The sequence below is a fragment of the Filimonas effusa genome, from assembly GCF_004118675.1.
Lineage (GTDB): Bacteria > Bacteroidota > Bacteroidia > Chitinophagales > Chitinophagaceae > Filimonas > Filimonas effusa.
The window spans coordinates 1,481,441-1,496,767 of the sequence record NZ_SDHZ01000001.1 but is presented as its reverse complement, the minus strand read 5'-3'; the positions used below and the strand labels follow the sequence as shown (position 1 = coordinate 1,496,767).

20 protein-coding genes and 1 other RNA gene are annotated in these 15,327 nt (G+C 43.8%); 12 read left to right on the top strand and 9 right to left on the bottom strand.

What is annotated here, in order from left to right; genetic code table 11:
- Window positions 1-115 precede the first annotated feature (115 nt).
- The 4 genes from ESB13_RS05505 to rnpB all read left to right on the top strand — a co-directional run bounded on the left by ESB13_RS05505 (window position 116) and on the right by rnpB (window position 4,414).
- Entirely contained in the window at window positions 116-1,081 is a 966-nt protein-coding gene (locus tag ESB13_RS05505) for a polyprenyl synthetase family protein (RefSeq protein ID WP_129002014.1), read from the top strand.
- 14 nt (window positions 1,082-1,095) lie between these two features.
- Window positions 1,096-2,805, top strand: a complete 1,710-nt coding sequence (locus tag ESB13_RS05500; RefSeq protein WP_129002013.1) for an amino acid permease — start codon at window positions 1,096-1,098, stop codon at window positions 2,803-2,805.
- Window positions 2,806-2,908: 103 nt separating this feature from the next.
- Window positions 2,909-3,940, top strand: coding sequence for a Smr/MutS family protein (locus tag ESB13_RS05495; RefSeq protein WP_129002012.1), 1,032 nt, complete (start codon window positions 2,909-2,911; stop codon window positions 3,938-3,940).
- 123 nt (window positions 3,941-4,063) lie between these two features.
- Window positions 4,064-4,414: RNase P RNA component class A (rnpB, locus tag ESB13_RS05490), an RNA gene on the top strand.
- Here rnpB and ESB13_RS05485 read toward each other — a convergent pair.
- Window positions 4,411-6,660 carry a bifunctional alpha,alpha-trehalose-phosphate synthase (UDP-forming)/trehalose-phosphatase gene (locus ESB13_RS05485; protein WP_129002011.1) on the bottom strand — a complete coding sequence of 750 codons (2,250 nt, stop codon included), beginning with the start codon at window positions 6,658-6,660 and terminating at the stop codon, window positions 4,411-4,413. The two genes, rnpB and ESB13_RS05485, sit on opposite strands and share 4 nt — an antisense overlap.
- Before the next feature lie 98 nt (window positions 6,661-6,758).
- Window positions 6,759-7,160 (bottom strand): NUDIX hydrolase, encoded by a 402-nt coding sequence (locus ESB13_RS05480; protein ID WP_129002010.1) that lies wholly within the window; start codon window positions 7,158-7,160, stop codon window positions 6,759-6,761.
- An 85-nt stretch (window positions 7,161-7,245) separates the two neighbouring features.
- Here ESB13_RS05480 and pyrE point away from each other — a divergent pair, with 85 nt between their 5' ends.
- Together pyrE and ESB13_RS05470 are read left to right on the top strand one after the other, a co-directional pair.
- Complete coding sequence (pyrE, locus tag ESB13_RS05475; protein WP_129002009.1) at window positions 7,246-7,878, top strand: orotate phosphoribosyltransferase; 633 nt, start codon at window positions 7,246-7,248, stop codon at window positions 7,876-7,878.
- A 63-nt stretch (window positions 7,879-7,941) separates the two neighbouring features.
- The gene (locus tag ESB13_RS05470; protein WP_129002008.1) at window positions 7,942-8,352 is read left to right on the top strand and encodes a hypothetical protein; all 411 of its coding nucleotides are present in this window, start codon (window positions 7,942-7,944) and stop codon (window positions 8,350-8,352) included.
- 39 nt (window positions 8,353-8,391) lie between these two features.
- On the opposite strand, the gene ESB13_RS05465 is transcribed toward ESB13_RS05470, so the two are convergent.
- The gene (locus ESB13_RS05465) at window positions 8,392-8,856 is read right to left on the bottom strand and encodes an LEA type 2 family protein (protein ID WP_129002007.1); all 465 of its coding nucleotides are present in this window, start codon (window positions 8,854-8,856) and stop codon (window positions 8,392-8,394) included.
- A 42-nt stretch (window positions 8,857-8,898) separates the two neighbouring features.
- Entirely contained in the window at window positions 8,899-10,032 is a 1,134-nt protein-coding gene (locus ESB13_RS05460; protein ID WP_129002006.1) for a GAF domain-containing protein, read from the bottom strand.
- A gap of 339 nt (window positions 10,033-10,371) precedes the next feature.
- Here ESB13_RS05460 and ESB13_RS05455 point away from each other — a divergent pair, with 339 nt between their 5' ends.
- Entirely contained in the window at window positions 10,372-10,602 is a 231-nt protein-coding gene (locus tag ESB13_RS05455) for a hypothetical protein (RefSeq protein WP_129002005.1), read from the top strand.
- Here ESB13_RS05455 and ESB13_RS05450 read toward each other — a convergent pair.
- Window positions 10,597-10,794: a hypothetical protein gene (locus ESB13_RS05450; RefSeq protein ID WP_129002004.1), complete on the bottom strand. Its 198-nt coding sequence runs from the start codon at window positions 10,792-10,794 to the stop codon at window positions 10,597-10,599. The two genes, ESB13_RS05455 and ESB13_RS05450, sit on opposite strands and share 6 nt — an antisense overlap.
- A gap of 377 nt (window positions 10,795-11,171) precedes the next feature.
- Entirely contained in the window at window positions 11,172-11,507 is a 336-nt protein-coding gene (locus tag ESB13_RS05445; protein ID WP_129002003.1) for a hypothetical protein, read from the bottom strand.
- A 155-nt stretch (window positions 11,508-11,662) separates the two neighbouring features.
- Here ESB13_RS05445 and ESB13_RS23725 point away from each other — a divergent pair, with 155 nt between their 5' ends.
- Together ESB13_RS23725 and ESB13_RS05435 are read left to right on the top strand one after the other, a co-directional pair.
- Window positions 11,663-12,106: a hypothetical protein gene (locus ESB13_RS23725; RefSeq protein ID WP_164974102.1), complete on the top strand. Its 444-nt coding sequence runs from the start codon at window positions 11,663-11,665 to the stop codon at window positions 12,104-12,106.
- A 1-nt stretch (window position 12,107) separates the two neighbouring features.
- Window positions 12,108-12,347, top strand: coding sequence for a hypothetical protein (locus ESB13_RS05435; protein ID WP_129002001.1), 240 nt, complete (start codon window positions 12,108-12,110; stop codon window positions 12,345-12,347).
- Window positions 12,348-12,544: 197 nt separating this feature from the next.
- Here ESB13_RS05435 and ESB13_RS24170 read toward each other — a convergent pair whose 3' ends face one another.
- Complete coding sequence (locus ESB13_RS24170) at window positions 12,545-12,670, bottom strand: hypothetical protein (protein WP_281275034.1); 126 nt, start codon at window positions 12,668-12,670, stop codon at window positions 12,545-12,547.
- A gap of 109 nt (window positions 12,671-12,779) precedes the next feature.
- Here ESB13_RS24170 and ESB13_RS05430 point away from each other — a divergent pair, with 109 nt between their 5' ends.
- Together ESB13_RS05430 and ESB13_RS05425 are read left to right on the top strand one after the other, a co-directional pair.
- Window positions 12,780-13,280, top strand: a complete 501-nt coding sequence (locus ESB13_RS05430; protein ID WP_129002000.1) for a Panacea domain-containing protein — start codon at window positions 12,780-12,782, stop codon at window positions 13,278-13,280.
- Window positions 13,246-13,608 carry a hypothetical protein gene (locus tag ESB13_RS05425; protein ID WP_129001999.1) on the top strand — a complete coding sequence of 121 codons (363 nt, stop codon included), beginning with the start codon at window positions 13,246-13,248 and terminating at the stop codon, window positions 13,606-13,608. Before ESB13_RS05430 ends, ESB13_RS05425 begins: the two co-directional genes overlap by 35 nt.
- Here the strand turns inward: ESB13_RS05425 and ESB13_RS05420 are convergent.
- Window positions 13,605-14,528, bottom strand: coding sequence for an IS1595 family transposase (locus ESB13_RS05420; RefSeq protein WP_129001998.1), 924 nt, complete (start codon window positions 14,526-14,528; stop codon window positions 13,605-13,607). The two genes, ESB13_RS05425 and ESB13_RS05420, sit on opposite strands and share 4 nt — an antisense overlap.
- A 27-nt stretch (window positions 14,529-14,555) precedes the next feature.
- Between ESB13_RS05420 and ESB13_RS05415 the strand changes: the two genes are divergently transcribed.
- The gene (locus tag ESB13_RS05415) at window positions 14,556-14,945 is read left to right on the top strand and encodes a hypothetical protein (protein WP_129001997.1); all 390 of its coding nucleotides are present in this window, start codon (window positions 14,556-14,558) and stop codon (window positions 14,943-14,945) included.
- Here the strand turns inward: ESB13_RS05415 and ESB13_RS05410 are convergent.
- Window positions 14,926-15,255 (bottom strand): hypothetical protein, encoded by a 330-nt coding sequence (locus tag ESB13_RS05410; protein ID WP_129001996.1) that lies wholly within the window; start codon window positions 15,253-15,255, stop codon window positions 14,926-14,928. The genes ESB13_RS05415 and ESB13_RS05410 overlap by 20 nt on opposite strands.
- Window positions 15,256-15,327 lie beyond the last annotated feature (72 nt).

Here is a 15,327-nt window from a genome sequence, read left to right as displayed (position 1 = left end):
AAATCTCACTAACAGTATCCGCCAAATCAGGGAGCCCGCCGCAACGAAAAAGAACAAGTCCTGTTGAAACAGGTTGGGGCAAATCTCGTTACATTTGCCACCATTAATTTAATGGATGCACTCATTTAAAGAACTGGTTGAAATTTTTTCTGAAAAATTCAACGCTTCACATTTTCCGGCACAACCGGCCACTTTATACGAGCCCGGTAACTATTTCCTTAATATTGGAGGTAAACGTATAAGACCCGCAGCCTGCCTCATGGGTAATGAACTCTTCGGAGAAATTCATCCCAACGCCTACGACGTAGCTACAGCTATAGAGCTGTTTCATAACTTCACCCTTATGCACGACGATATCATGGATAAGGCAACCCTCAGAAGGGGACAGCCTACCGTGCATACAAAATACAACGAAAGCACAGCGCTGCTTACAGGCGACGTTATGATGATCGTCGCCTACGAGTACCTCGCGCGCCTCGATAAAAACTTCCTGCCACGCATCCTCCAGCTCTTCAATAAAACCGCTAGAGAGGTCTGCGAAGGACAACAGCTCGACATGGACTTTGAACAGCGCAACAACGTGTCACTGACGGAATATATCAGGATGATCGAATTGAAAACATCCGTACTCCTCGCCGCCAGCTTGCAAACAGGCGCCATCCTCGGCGGCGCCAGCGAAGGTAATTGCCATCATGTTTACGAATTTGGTCGTAATCTCGGCATCGCCTTCCAGGTACAGGACGATTACCTCGACGCATTCGGCGATCCGGAAAAATTCGGCAAAGAACCCGGCGGCGATATCCGCCAGAATAAAAAGACTTTCCTCTTACTCCACGCCCTCGAAGTGGCCGACACTCCACGGAAGGAAAAACTGCTCCGCTTGATGCAGGAAAACCCCGCCGGTAAAGTACAGCAGGTTTTGTCTATCTTCAGGGAATGTAATGTCGACGAATGGGCACGTAACCTTAAACAACAATACCTTAACCAGGCACATCACCACCTCGAAGCGGTGGCGGTGACCTCAAAACGTAAAATTCACCTGGCTCAGCTGGCCGACTTCCTGGTAGCACGGGAACATTAACCAAAACTAAGTTCATGAGTAAGTCTTTATTCCGCAAAAAAAGTATTGACGGTATTCTTAAAGACCAGCAGGAGGGGATCGGAGAACATGGTGCAGGACTTAGAAAAGTCCTCGGCGTACGCGACCTTACCTTTATGGGAATTGCAGCCGTCGTCGGCGCAGGTATCTTCTCTACCATCGGAGGCGCAGCTTATCACGGTGGCCCCGGTATCTCGCTCTTGTTCATCATCACAGCCGTAACCTGCGGATTCTCAGCCCTCTGTTATGCCGAATTTGCAAGCAGGGTACCCATCTCAGGTAGCGCATACACCTACTCCTATGTGACCTTCGGCGAACTTATCGCCTGGACCATCGGCTGGGCCCTCATCCTCGAATACGCTATCGGTAATATCGTAGTGGCCATCTCCTGGAGTGGTTACTTTAATAACCTGCTGGTGCATATCTTCCATATCCACCTGCCCGACTGGCTGCTGATCGATCCCGCAACAGCCGCTTCAGCATTCCACGAAGCTGCCAAAGCCCTCGCAACAGGTAAGATCACAGACCCCGAATTACTGAAGAAATACCAGTTCGCAATAACCGCCTGGAACGAAGCCCCCATACTCGCAGGAAAACATGTTTTCTTTAACCTGCCCGCTTTCATTATAGTGGCGCTTATCACCTGGATCGCCTACATAGGCATCAAAGAAAGTAAGCAGTCCGCCAATTATATGGTCATCTTTAAGATCGCAGTCATCATCTTCGTGATCATTTCCGGCGCCTTCTTCGTCGACGTGAACAACTGGACGCCATTCCTGCCCAATCGCTTCGAAGGTGTCCTCAAAGGTGTATCAGCCGTCTTCTACGCTTACATAGGTTTCGACGCCATCTCCACAACCGCCGAAGAATGTAAAAACCCCCAGCGCGATATGCCAAGGGCCATGATCTATTCCCTCGTCATCTGCACTGCCCTTTATATTCTTATCGCATTGGTGCTCACAGGAGTCGAAAATTATAGCCGCTTCAAAGATGTAAACGACCCGCTGGCGTTTGTCTTCGCCAAAAGAGCCCCCTGGATTGAAAAAATTATCTCGGTAAGCGCCGTCGTCGCCACAACTTCTGTACTGCTCGTCTTCCAGCTGGGACAGCCACGTATCTGGATGAGCATGAGCCGCGATGGCCTCCTGCCAAAAAAATTCCAGCAGGTACACCCTAAATACCACACGCCGTCTTTTGCAACCATCATAACAGGTATCCTGGTTGCCGTGCCTTCCCTGTTCCTGCAAAGCGGGGTGGTGACCGACCTTACCAGCATAGGCACACTTTTCGCCTTTGTCCTGGTTTCCGGGGGGGTATTATTGCTGCCACCCATTGAAAAACAAGCAGGTAAGTTTAGCCTGCCCTATATCAACGGCCGCTACATCGTGCCCGTAGTATTTGCATTGTTTGTCTACTTCTTCCGCTATAGGATCATCAACGCTGCTACGCACCTGACAACAGAAAACCATCAGGAGATCCTCTTCCTTTTGTTCATGCTCATAGCCCTGGCGCTTAGCATCATAACCATTGTAAGAAGTTACTCCCTCATTCCCATCCTCGGCGTCCTGTTTTGCCTCTATCTCATGATCGAGATCCCGACAGGCAGCTGGTTCCTCTTTTTCGCCTGGATGGCGCTGGGCCTCCTCGTTTATTTCCTCTACGGTTATAAAAACTCCAAACTAAAACCCGCAGCTGGCAGGGAATAGCATATTGGTGCGCACTATATATAGCCCCAAAGCCGGCGTAAACCCGCTTTGGGGTTTCTTTTTCCCTTCTCTCATCTGTCATCTTTTTAACTAATTTTGCAGCATGAAGTATCAGGTAGGCGACGATATATTAGTATTACACAGCAACGAAGAAGGTAAGGTCATTGAAATCATCAACGATAACATGGTGCTCATTGAGGTGCGGGGCGTGAAATTCCCCGCCTACATGGACCAGATCGATTTCCCGTATTTTCATAGGTTCACCAAAAAGAAAGTGGTCGAGGCGCCAAAGCCGGCCCCAAAACAATACGCCGATAACATTCCCAAAGAAAAACCTACTCCCAACCAGATCAAGGTGGAAGACGGTGTCTGGCTTTCATTCCTTCCTAAATTCTCTTACGACGAGTTCGACGATGAAATAGTGGACTATTTCAAAGTGTACCTGGTCAATAAAACCGATAACGCATACAAATTCAGCTATCGCCAGCAATTCGCGAACGGTACCGAAGGCTTCGGCCTCGATAACGAAATTCACCGTTTCCAGGACTTTTACCTGCACGACGTGCCTTTCGACGACCTGAGTAATAACCCCGCTTTCATCTTCGAGTTCTCCCTCGTCAAACCCGATAAGAAAAAGGAAAACTACTACGAAACCAACGTAAAACTCAAAGGCAAACAGGTCTTCAAACGCATCGAGGAAATGAAGGAGAAGAACGAACCATCTATTTCTTACCAGCTTTTTGCCCGCTACCCGGAGAAAAAAGAAGACGATAGGATAGAGGTAAGCGCTCTGGCGGCCAAAGGGTATAAAGTCTACGATCTCAGCAATATCCGTCAGCACCTGCCACAGCCCCGCTCTGTGGTCGACCTCCACATAGAAAAACTCTCGAACAATTGGGAGCAAATGAGTAACCTCGAGATCCTGAACATCCAGCTGAGGGAATTCGAAAAATGGTACGAACTGGCAGTGGCGCACCACCAGGCCACCCTCATCATTATCCACGGCGTTGGCTCCGGCCGCCTCCGCGATGAGATCCACGACCTCCTTAAAGTACGCAAAGACGTGAAAACTTTCATCAACAAATACGACGCCCGCTTCGGCTACGGCGCCACAGAAATATTCTTCCAGTACTAAAAAGTAAAATGGCTGGCAACTGCGCCAGCCATTCTTTGTGCTCCATCTGATTCCCTCCCGCGTCCAATTCTTTCTGTCATCTGTCATCCGTCTTCAGCGATCTGTTCTTATCTTTGCCGCTTACTACAAACCCGAACTATCGTGTCGCAGCTTCTGCGGCAAGGAAAGTCCGGACAGCACAGGGCAATCTACCGGTGAAGAGCCGGGGTTTGGCTTCCGCCATTCACAGCAAGTGCCACAGAAAATAACCGCCGCCTCCACGCGGTAAGGGTGAAAATGTGAGGTAAGAGCTCACGTCCGGTGATGGTAACATCACCGGAGGGTAAACCTTAGATGCTGTAATGCCATGTATAGGCTCGCCTGAGGGCGGCTCGCCCAATGAGCCAGGGTAGGCAGCAACAGGTGAACAGCAATGTTCATCGCAGATAAATGATAGTTTAGAAACAGAATCCGGCTTACGAGGTTTGTAGTTATTTTTTCTTTATCGTAAAGGGTACATTCGGTATCCAGTTAAGTACCCTGTCTATCATCTTGGTGATCAGTAATTTATTGGGTAACCCCTTAAGAAATTCCCTTACCTCCCGCACATCTCTTAGGTAAAAACGCGCAGCCGATATACTGCTGTTCACCTTTATCGAAATAGCATCAGGCTTCAGCGCCTTGAACATATCTTCATCTGTATTGTCATCGCCAATAGCCATTACAAAATCATAATTGCCATTATGAAGATATTGCTGCGCCGATTTGCCCTTGTTTACCTCCACATTTTTGATCTCTACCACTTTATTGCCCGGTAACAGGTGTAACCCCAGATCCGCAGCCATATACCGTAAATTATTGATCATCTCCGACGCACGCATTTCTCCAAGCTCCTTCTCAGCCTTGCGATAATGCCACACCAGCGAATAGCTCTTTTCTTCGATCAAAGAACCCGGCGTTCTTTCTGTATAGGTATTCAGTATCGGAAACACGGTTTGCTTCCACGAATTGTTCAACCCCTTTTTATCCTCCCATTCACTGCCGTAATAACGGTTCCATACACCATGCTCGGCTACCATATCCACCTTAAGATGACCAAACCATTCCTGGAGTGTTACATGATTACGCCCACTGATGATCACCACATGATTACGCACATCACGTGTCAGCTCCTCGAGTATATTGTATAATTCCTTATCAGGACGCGCCATGTTGAGGTTCGAATTAAACTCAACTAAGGTGCCGTCATAGTCTAATAATATCAGGCGCGAATGCGCCTTCGCATATTTGTTCCTGATATAGTTCAGCGTCTGCGTGCCAATATATCTCGCCTGTAACGATAATTGCAGGCGTTTCGTTTCCTCTAATCGCTCCATAAATACTTTTACCCAGTTTGTAATATTGTATTTGCTCACCAGCATCCGCATTTGCGTCATCCGCCTTACTTGTTCATCTTCACTCATATTAAGCGCCTCCACTAGAGCGGCACTCATCTGGCGAACGTTGTTCGGGTTAACGATAATCGCGTCTATCAACTCCTTCGACGCGCCCGCCATCTCACTGAGTATTAATACACCATCATTATGCGTGCGACTGGCAACATACTCCTTACAAACAAGGTTCATGCCGTCCCTCATAGGGGTTACAAGACAGATCTCGGCAAAACTGTATAACGCCGATAACATCTCCAAAGGAAACGAACGGTAGAAATAGTTCACCGGCGACCAGGTGTTCGTCCTGAAACGCGCATTGATATTTCCTACCAGCTTATCTATCTCATCTCTTAACTCCTTGTATTGCGTCACCGTATCTCTCGACGGTACCACTATCATGTATAACGAAACTTTCTCCTTGTACTCAGGATGCTCCTGCAGGAATATATCAAAGGCCTGTAAACGCTGTAAGATCCCCTTACTGTAATCCAGCCGGTCTATCGATAATATCATCCGTATATTAGTGAACGACTCCTCCAGGTGCGATATATTATTCCGCACCTCGTCATTCGTTAATACAAGGTCATTGAACTTGGTATCGTCAATACCCATAGGAAACGACTCTACAACTACAGAGCGTTGGTTATAGGTCACGATGTTCGAAGACGACTGTAATTGCAGGATCCGCGTGGCAGCCGATAAAAAATGCCGCGCATCATCATAGGTATGAAATCCTACCAGGTCCGCACCCAGCATGCCCTCTAACAACTCGGAACGCCATGGGATAAGCCGGAACAGTTCATACGAAGGAAAAGGAATATGCTGAAAAAAACCAATGGTGATATTAGGTAACTCACGACGGATAAGCCCCGCCAGTAACAGTAATTGATAATCATGTATCCAAATGGTATCACCTGCCTCCGCAACCTGTAAAATAGCTGTCTTGAATTTCTCGTTTACCTGCCTGTACGACTCCCAGTACTCGTCTTCATAACGCGCGTAGGTCGACATATAATGAAATACAGGCCACAATATCTCGTTCGAAAAACCCTCGTAAAAAAGAAGGATATCCTCCTTCGTAAGAAAAACCGGGCTGAGTCGTAGATCCTTTAATTGATTCGTAACATGCTTCTGCTGCTCTTCCGCCACTTCCGTTCCGGGCCACCCGATCCATACATTATTACCTTCCTTGTAAATCGATCCTAATCCTGTTGCTAACCCGCCTTCGCTCGCCTGCATGCTTAGTTCTCCATCAGTAATATTGACTTTTACGGGCAATCGGTTCGATACTATAATAGTCTTACTCATACTTCTCGCTAGTTTACAAAAATGATTCCATTATGTATTCCTACACAATAAGAAATAGAGGTATGTTAATTGGTTATCAGAAGGTTACAGACGTTTCCTTACCAACCGCTTTGGGCTATGATCGCTGTTATATTAGCATAGGTGTTCTGCAAACGGGCCGAAATGTCGTTTTTATTAACCCATTCAATAATAGTGATGTCTTCTTCAGTCTGGGGTATAAGGGCCTGTTGACCAGGAGCGGTCATGCGGAACCAATGCGATTCCTTTTCTATTGCTTCGCCCTTTTCAGTATAAGTGTGGAGTGTGATCCCCAGTTTCTCCATCAGTAATACATGCTGGAGACCTGTTTCTTCAATTACTTCGCGAACGGCGCATGCTTCAATGGTTTCACCATCATCAAGTTTGCCCTTGGGCAAATCCCACTTGTCCCGGCGAAAGATCATTAATAACTCGTCCTGGTCGTTGAATACCAGTCCGCCTGCTGCTATAATTTTCTTCATTGCTGCGAATTTCCGTAATTTATACGAATCGGTAGCAAATAGCTTTTTATTTTCGCGTTCTCTTTTCCAAGTCGAAATAATAAATATGACCTCAAACGAAAAAGCAGTTGCTGAAAAATTACTCCAATCCGGTGCCGTCAAATTAAACCCACAACAGCCTTTTACATGGGCCAGCGGATGGAAAAGCCCTATTTATTGCGATAACCGCAAGGTATTGTCCTTTCCTTTTATACGCGATTTCGTGAAAAGCGAAATGTGTAACGTTATATTCGAACAGTTTCCCGACGCCGGAGTACTCGCAGGAGTGGCAACAGCAGGTATCCCCTGGGGCGCAATGGCCGCCGATCAGCTCAAACTGCCCTATGTATATGTTCGCCCCAAACCAAAAGAACACGGACTCGGCAACCAGATCGAAGGCGCACTCGAAGCAGGTCAAAAAGTACTGGTCATCGAAGATCTTATCTCTACCGGTAAAAGCAGCCTCCAGGTGGTCGACGTTCTCCGCAACGCCGGGGTAGAAGTTGTGGGCATGGTCTCTATCTTTAACTACGGCTTCGACCTGGCAGTAGCTAATTTTGAAAAAGCAGGTGTCCCCTTTAAATCCCTCACAAACTATAATGCCTTAATTCAGCTTGCGCTTGAAAAAGGTATCGTAGCGCCCGAAATGGAACCGCTTTTACTCGAATGGCGTAGCAATCCCGCCGAATGGGGTAAATAAGTTGTCTCATACCTCCCGCTATAATATTAAATTGCATTCAACTTCATTGAAAAAGCAGATATTATGATGAAAAGATCCCTCGCTTTATTGTGTGGCGTATTCTTGTTCCTGGCTACACAGGCGCAAACGCCAAAAACACCGCAATGGGTAACTTTTAAATCGCCTCAGCTGAAATGTTGGGAGTGTAAAGACAGACTCGAAAAATACCTCTTCAGGGAAAAAGGCCCCAATAACGATTCAGGTATCATGAAATGGCAGATCGTGATGAGTACAGGTACCATCCGTATTCAGTACTATCCCACGCTTATCGATGCAGGTTACCTGAAAACGGTGATCAACAACGCAGGATTCGATACCGAAGACTCCAAAGCCACCGAAGATTCATATAAAATGCTGCCGCCGGTATGCAAACGCCCCGAAGAAGGCGGCGGACCTCAAAAAGGCAAGCCCTGCAATATACCGCCAATGCAATAACAGCCAGCCGCCAATAAGGGTAGCAATAAAATAAAGTTGTTACCTGAAAAGTGGTATATCATATTTACCGGTGAAATCAAAGGGGACATTGATAAAGATGCCCCCTTTGCCTACACGGGTACTCCCTTTTACACTTATCTGAACTTTTTGCCCAAGCAAAGCAAATAATCCGCCCCTCAGCAGGTTACGCATATTTACATCCATCCGCGTAGGGATCGTAAAAGTAGCCTTGCGGTCTATATGCATCATGGTGTCCAGTGTATATTTTCCAATAAAATTGCTGTCTACATATACGTCACAGTCAACATGCTTTAAGTTCACGCCAAAACTGTTGGGATTATAATACAGCATATCCAATATTACGGTCGACTTATCCATGCTCACGTTTTCCAGCTGCACGTTATTGATACCTCTGTATTCAAATCCCATAGGCTTTTTACAAGCGGACGCAAATACTGCCAGAACTAACGCCATAATACCGGCGGCCTTATACATTGTCTTCATGGCCGCAAATTAGGGGAGAATCGATATTCAAATTTGTTATAATTAGCTTTTAATAGCTTCCAGCGGAATAGTGGCCGTATAGTCTACGCTTATCTTTATTTTCTCGTCCAGCTCATTTACCGCCTCCTCCATATAGGGCAGGTAAAAAGCGGCCTCCTCGTAATTGGAGTCCTTAATAAGATGCATCAGGCCTAATATAGAAGCCACCGGCTTCCGGAATTCATGCGATTGTATATACGCAATTTGACGAAGCGAACTGTTTTGAATTAAGATCGCCTGCTGCTGCTTCTTATTCGCACTAATATCTATAGAGTTGAAACTCACGCCTATGATCTTCCCGTCATGATCCTTCGCCGGACTAAAATGCATCTCCCACCAGATCGCCTCATTTTCATAATAACCAACAGCCTCATTTTTGCTGCTCTGGCCCGCTAACGCCTCCGCAACGCCCTTTTGAACCGCCGGTAAAAGATTGGCATCAATGAAATTTTCCAGTGGCCTGCCAACCCACAGATCCTCCCGCTGCAGCTGCTTGAACAGGGCAGCAGCTGCATGATTGAAATCCAGCAGCCGGTTTTCCCGGTCTATCAGCAGATAACAGCTGTTAAACCCCTCGAAGAAAGCCCGGAGGCGTATCGACTTCTCCTGCAATTGCTTCTTCTGGTATTCCGCTTCCGCAAGTGTTTGGTTAAGATGTTTGATGGTAAGCAATAACTCCAGCTTGTTGATCGCCTGTTGCGATAATAGCTCCAGCATCATCTGCTGCTTTTCGGTCAGCTCCCGCGGCTTTTGATCCAGTATACACAATGTGCCTACCTTATACCCGTTTAACGTGGTAAGCGGCGCACCGGCATAAAAGCGGATCTGGTGCTCGCCGGTAACCAAAGGATTCAATACAAAGCGTTCATCCTGCATCGTATCAGGAACGATCATCATCCCTTCCGCTTCTATAGCATGTGTACAAAAGGAGATCTGCCGTGGGGTGGAGTCCATCGCAACACCTCTTTTAGCCTTGAACCACTGCTTGTCCTCATCAAGTAGGGTGAGAAGCGCAACAGGGGTTTCCGCAATTTCGGCTGCCAGATTGACAATATTCTGTAGCTCTCTATCTGCCTCCGTATTAAGTTGCAGAAACTGTTTGACCGTTTCTAGCCATTGATCATCATTAGTTTTCATTGAGCATAGGATTAGGATTCTTTCCCTGGATTTTACCTATCTACGATAAAGCGTCTTAAAACGATTCAAATCTGCCGTTTTTAAATAGCGGCGTTCAACATTTCACTCAGGCATATATCCCCATGCTCATATCCGCTTTCTGCTATTTACCATCTATTCACTATGTTTGCACTATTCCCGGCAGGGTAGGAGTACACTCCGTTTCGGCCAGCTTTAGCGGCCTATACTTACCTCTTCCACCCACAGTAAGGGTATCAATATTGATATGTATATTTTGATTTTGGATGCATTAGGATTTTTTGAAATGGGTGTCGGGGAAAACGGTGAGTGCGCGAAAACATGGAAAATGGAACCATATTAGAAGAAAATCACATTGAAGAAAAGATTAATGTCCGCAAGAGGCAAAAGGGCATGTGGGCATCTAGTGAGATGGATACCTTATCTGACGAATGGAAGGGTAAGAGGGTAGAAGTTTTAGCTATAGTCAATGGAATGCCCCTTAAAGAGATTAAGAACCTCTTTTCGGATGTTGTGAAAGATATCGAGTTGTTTTTGCCGGTGTCTTTATGACGCTTCAATCAGGTCTTTGATGGTCTCATAAGACTCTTTTGCATTTAAATACGGTGTTCCGTTTGGATTTGACTGAGATAGTTTTATATAAGCCCCTGTAGTGCCTGGTGATATGTATTCAATACTATCAATATTTAAAAGCGCTTTCTTTTCTGGGTTGGTGTCTAGGATTATCTCAATAAACTTTGCCATTTGGGAGTTTTTTAGGTCATACAATATAATCAAAAATGGAAAATAAGCCCATATTAGATGAAAATAATATTAGATTGATAATTAATATGTTTTGTACTCCCAAGTCCCAAACTGCCCCAAAATTGTCTGGAAAAGTTTATGTCATATGGGAAAATGATTTAACAGAGTTATTGCTCTCTTGTTACAGTAACAAGAGCTAATTTGTTTACATTAACTATATCACCCAGCATTGTTAAAAGCCGAAAATATATACAAATTAGCGGGAGACTACATAAAAGATCATCCTGATTCAATAGACGTTCATTTAGCGTATATTGCTGATTTCGGTATATCTTATGACGAATTGGCTTCTGAATATATTTTTAAAGGGGAGCGGTTTAAGGATGTTCGTCTTCTGTGGGATACGGTTCTCCGGGGCAAAAAATGGCCCACAACTTTCTTGAGAGATAGGCTGCGTCATTTAATTGAAAGCAATCAGATAACTTTCCCGAAAGTGAATCAGTAAAGTTTTTAAATATTATTCCAGTAGGCCCATAAAAAAATTGTATTATAATTTGCCCGTTTGGTTGTCTTTCTATTTCATCTTTTAATACTGCTACTCTGCTTTTGACAAAATCTCGTACCAAATCTATTCCAAGTTGAGCTTCTGGATCATTAAATTGTGCACCTTTGGGAATTTCTCCTGATTCTTCAAAATCGAAAAATATATTCATTCTAGGATTTTAGCGCTTAAAAATACCCAATCGTTTAATTTTATGGCCGGTTTTGTCTAGCTTTTGTATTTTGCGCTGGTAAAATATTGAAGTAGCGTTTAGCTAGTCCTTTTTGCAATCTAAAATTGGCGTTTTACAAAGCAAACTAAAAGGGATTGAGCAATGACGCTCACGCTATGGCGTGGGCTTATTGTATGTCCTATAGTTTGCAGGCGCGCCAATGCCTAGATTGCTGTGGGATTACTCTAAAAGTCCCACGCTATTTTATTTCCCTGTGTACTACTTCTTGGGACGGGAGTAATAAACCGCCCTTACGGGAATTTACCATGAAAATCAAACTCAAGGTTTGGCATTGGATTTTATTTTCTGTCCTGTTCCTCTTCATTCTAACAAATCCTTCTTCTAGCAATTTTAAGGAGTACAGTGATGATCTAAACGTAAAGCAGCGTAAAGCCATTTACCAGCGCCGTTTCAATGGATTGCTTTTTTCGATTTACGAGAAAAGAGTTGTGACATGGGATGACTATAACGAACAGTATGAGACCGCAGCCCCTGAAAAGTATGTGGGTATTCTAAAAAACTTTATCCCCTTGAAATAGCATGGAAAAGAAAGCATACACATTTAGTGAGCGCCTGCATGGCGTGATGGCTTTGATAGGGTGGGGTGCTTGTTTATTTGGTCTTGTATATTATTTAGATCACAAGAATGATAAGCATCCCCGTGATTTAGGCCCCATATATCGCATAAGCAAAGGAGATTCCATCTATACCTATAAGATAAAACTAATTGGGGTTGTTGAAAAGCAGTTTGATGTCGAAAAATATGACCCAAGATACTAAAGTAGTTTCATATGAATAATCAATTCACCACATTAGGGCAGCTAAAAGCTAATGACTGTTTCTACTTTGGAGAGGTCTTATTTAGGGTAATAACCCCCTCAGTGGGAGATCCAGAAATGATACAATGCCAGATAGTAGGCTATAATGCTTACGTTTACATAGCTGTAACAGCGTGGATAAGACGGGCTGAGTAGGTGCTATTTCTTCTTTTTGGGTGTATTGACAGCCAATTTAATAGCTTCTCCAAAGCTCATACCTAATTTAACGGGCTTCTTTTTAGGGGCCTGTTTTACTTCATTCTTTGGTTTTGATGCTTTTGCCATTTCCTGAGTGTTTATATGTGAATTTCGTTATTTAGCGTTGTTTTTGCTAACATTTATTGCATTTCAACGTTATTATATCGAACTTGCAAACGTAAAACATTCTACATTCATGGAAAATCCATTAGCAATAGCTAACTTCTTTGTTAATAAGTCTTTCGAGACTGGCAAAGAATTGACACCCATGAAGCTGGTTAAATTGACCTATATAGCTCATGGTTGGCATCTCGGTCTCACAGGGAAGCCGCTTTTAAGTGAGCCGGTAGAGGCATGGAAATATGGCCCTGTTGTAGTCTCTGTTTACAGAGAATTTAAGAAATTCGGAAATGGTCAAATAAAAACGTTTGCGGAAGCGCCATTTACTGATAATATACCCATGCCATCTGACAATGACATGTATCCGTTTCTTAATAAGATATGGGATGTTTATAGTAAATATGATGGGCTTCAATTGTCGGCGCTCACCCATCAAAAAGGGACACCGTGGGATACTACTTGGAATGAGATGGGAGGTTGTAATAGGGAGGGTGTAATCATTCCTAATGATTTAATTCAAAAACATTACAAGATTAAGGCAAATGCCAGCCAACAACCAGCCCAATCCACTGTCTAGCGATCTTGCTAATATAACAGAGCCTATAGATCCTGCACCTTTAGATAAAAAAACCGCCAAAGAATTAAAAGAGCGGTATGAAATGAGTGGCTTAAAACGTCACAATACGGTACAGGATGTACTTCATTGGGTATTTATAATCTTCATGTTAATTGTTTCGCTAGTTGCTACGGGTATTATAAGTTGTCGTTTAATACATTTAGCACTTCCTGATTGTTATCAATGGCTAACTAATGAACAAATTCAGGGAATTGATAAACTGTTTTTTAGTGGTGCAATTGGTGGGGCAGTAGCTACCTATTTCAAAAAGGTAACTAGTAAAGATTAGTTAATAGCTGTTATTAGGCGTTTATATGTTAGCCTGCCTTCCGTTTTTGTAAGTGTATAGTAGAATCTTTCTGCATCTTCCATATATCTGGTATTATACCGGAAGCTAATTTCATCGCAGTACCGTTGCAGGTGCTTTACGCTTAAATGGTGGAATATCCCAAGAATAGAACGCTTTAATATCGAAAAGAACCCTTCCACGGTGTTTGTGTGATAGATCCCGCTTATGTATTCATTTTGGGAGTGATTTACTGTAACATGTCCAATGTATTGATCTCGCAGCCCGGTATATCCTGAAAAGGAATCGGTAACTATAATGCTCATACGATCCGCTGCTTCCCGGACTAGCCCCTTTAAAGTGCCTCCCGTAACGTCCTTAGCTACCTGTAGGTAAGCCATACCTTTGCGTTCTACTATTCCTATTACCGGGGTCTTTTCTGCTTTGCGCTTTCCTTCCGCGAATGCTTTACGTTCTGCATTGCTCTTGTTCCGCTCTTTTCCCCCTACATAGGTTTCATCTACTTCTACTATTCTGGTCATTTTAGCCCGGTCTTTTACCTTGGTCATTTCCTTAATTCGCATGAGCATAAACCAGCTTGTTTTCTGCGTTACTCCCAGATCCTTAGCTAGTTGTATAGAACTAATTCCTTTTTTATGCGCAGTACACAGATAAATAGCAGCAAACCAGGTGCTTAAGGGAACTTTGCTATTTTCAAAGATAGTTCCCATTGTAACGGTGAACTGCTTCCGGCATTTGGCACATTTATATAATCTTCCATCGGTAAAGCGGTAGCACTTATCATGCTGGCAGTGTACACAAATAGGCTTATTCCCCCATCGCTCTTTAGCCAGGAAGTCCCGGCATTTCTGTTCGTCATTGCCGAAATATATAACCAGTTGTTTTAAGTTCTTGAATTGCATAGATTATATTTAGCTAAACAAAATATTATGAACCCTATTACTTTTAAAGTAGATTACCTGAATGAATCTGGAACAGTGGGAAAAGCGACTGATATTGAAAAAATCCTTTACAATATCAGTCAGCTATCAGAGGCCAATAGAAATCAGATAGAAGAGGTGCTAACCAATCATGAGACAGACCCTGTACTGTTTCAAATAGCCCCCTATAACTTCAATTGTATACTGGAGATAAATAAGACTAAAACTGAGGGTCAAATGGCCTTCATTGCCGCTCCGTCTGACAACCTCCAAAATATGCGCTCATTTGTATTTGATAGCGATCTATTCCCATCTGAAAAATTGTTGAATACTTATAAGCATCTGCCAGTTGAATACAGCCCTCAATGGCCTGAATTAGCTATCCTTTCTCTGGATTAGGCATGATTTCTCCTTTTGAGTTATATAGCGGCCCTTTTTTCTCAATTACAAATTTTTCCAATTCTGTAGGCCATTCTTCTAAAACTGTTACACCGGGAGTTTTAAATACTGCCAATATGTCTTCATAGCAAAAGTCAAGAACTAGAATATTGTTTTTATAGTACGCTTTTGTAGCTACCCCATATTTTTCTTTTGAATAGGATTCAAACTCTGATAAGTTATTTGCAAAATCCCTTTCCGCTTCTATGCGCATTTGTGCGGCTGTCTCTGTAAAGAATTGATTGCTTTTTTGTGGATCTAAATGATGCATAATTGACACTATTTAATAGTTATTAAAAGCGTCTTTTACCCCTTACTATTCCTCTACTAATAATTTTAGAAA

Excerpts from the sequence above, each read along its gene's own strand:
- ESB13_RS05505 (WP_129002014.1), top strand. The coding sequence starts at position 116 with ATGCACTCATTTAAAGAACTGGTTGAAATTTTTTCTGAAAAATTCAAC.
- ESB13_RS05500 (WP_129002013.1), top strand. The coding sequence starts at position 1,096 with ATGAGTAAGTCTTTATTCCGCAAAAAAAGTATTGACGGTATTCTTAAA.
- ESB13_RS05495 (WP_129002012.1), top strand. The coding sequence starts at position 2,909 with ATGAAGTATCAGGTAGGCGACGATATATTAGTATTACACAGCAACGAA.
- ESB13_RS05485 (WP_129002011.1), bottom strand. The coding sequence starts at position 6,660 with ATGAGTAAGACTATTATAGTATCGAACCGATTGCCCGTAAAAGTCAAT.
- ESB13_RS05480 (WP_129002010.1), bottom strand. The coding sequence starts at position 7,160 with ATGAAGAAAATTATAGCAGCAGGCGGACTGGTATTCAACGACCAGGAC.
- pyrE (WP_129002009.1), top strand. The coding sequence starts at position 7,246 with ATGACCTCAAACGAAAAAGCAGTTGCTGAAAAATTACTCCAATCCGGT.
- ESB13_RS05470 (WP_129002008.1), top strand. The coding sequence starts at position 7,942 with ATGATGAAAAGATCCCTCGCTTTATTGTGTGGCGTATTCTTGTTCCTG.
- ESB13_RS05465 (WP_129002007.1), bottom strand. The coding sequence starts at position 8,856 with ATGAAGACAATGTATAAGGCCGCCGGTATTATGGCGTTAGTTCTGGCA.
- ESB13_RS05460 (WP_129002006.1), bottom strand. The coding sequence starts at position 10,032 with ATGAAAACTAATGATGATCAATGGCTAGAAACGGTCAAACAGTTTCTG.
- ESB13_RS05455 (WP_129002005.1), top strand. The coding sequence starts at position 10,372 with ATGGAAAATGGAACCATATTAGAAGAAAATCACATTGAAGAAAAGATT.
- ESB13_RS05450 (WP_129002004.1), bottom strand. The coding sequence starts at position 10,794 with ATGGCAAAGTTTATTGAGATAATCCTAGACACCAACCCAGAAAAGAAA.
- ESB13_RS05445 (WP_129002003.1), bottom strand. The coding sequence starts at position 11,507 with ATGAATATATTTTTCGATTTTGAAGAATCAGGAGAAATTCCCAAAGGT.
- ESB13_RS05435 (WP_129002001.1), top strand. The coding sequence starts at position 12,108 with ATGGAAAAGAAAGCATACACATTTAGTGAGCGCCTGCATGGCGTGATG.
- ESB13_RS24170 (WP_281275034.1), bottom strand. The coding sequence starts at position 12,670 with ATGGCAAAAGCATCAAAACCAAAGAATGAAGTAAAACAGGCCCCTAAA.
- ESB13_RS05430 (WP_129002000.1), top strand. The coding sequence starts at position 12,780 with ATGGAAAATCCATTAGCAATAGCTAACTTCTTTGTTAATAAGTCTTTC.
- ESB13_RS05425 (WP_129001999.1), top strand. The coding sequence starts at position 13,246 with ATGCCAGCCAACAACCAGCCCAATCCACTGTCTAGCGATCTTGCTAAT.
- ESB13_RS05420 (WP_129001998.1), bottom strand. The coding sequence starts at position 14,528 with ATGCAATTCAAGAACTTAAAACAACTGGTTATATATTTCGGCAATGAC.
- ESB13_RS05415 (WP_129001997.1), top strand. The coding sequence starts at position 14,556 with ATGAACCCTATTACTTTTAAAGTAGATTACCTGAATGAATCTGGAACA.
- ESB13_RS05410 (WP_129001996.1), bottom strand. The coding sequence starts at position 15,255 with ATGCATCATTTAGATCCACAAAAAAGCAATCAATTCTTTACAGAGACA.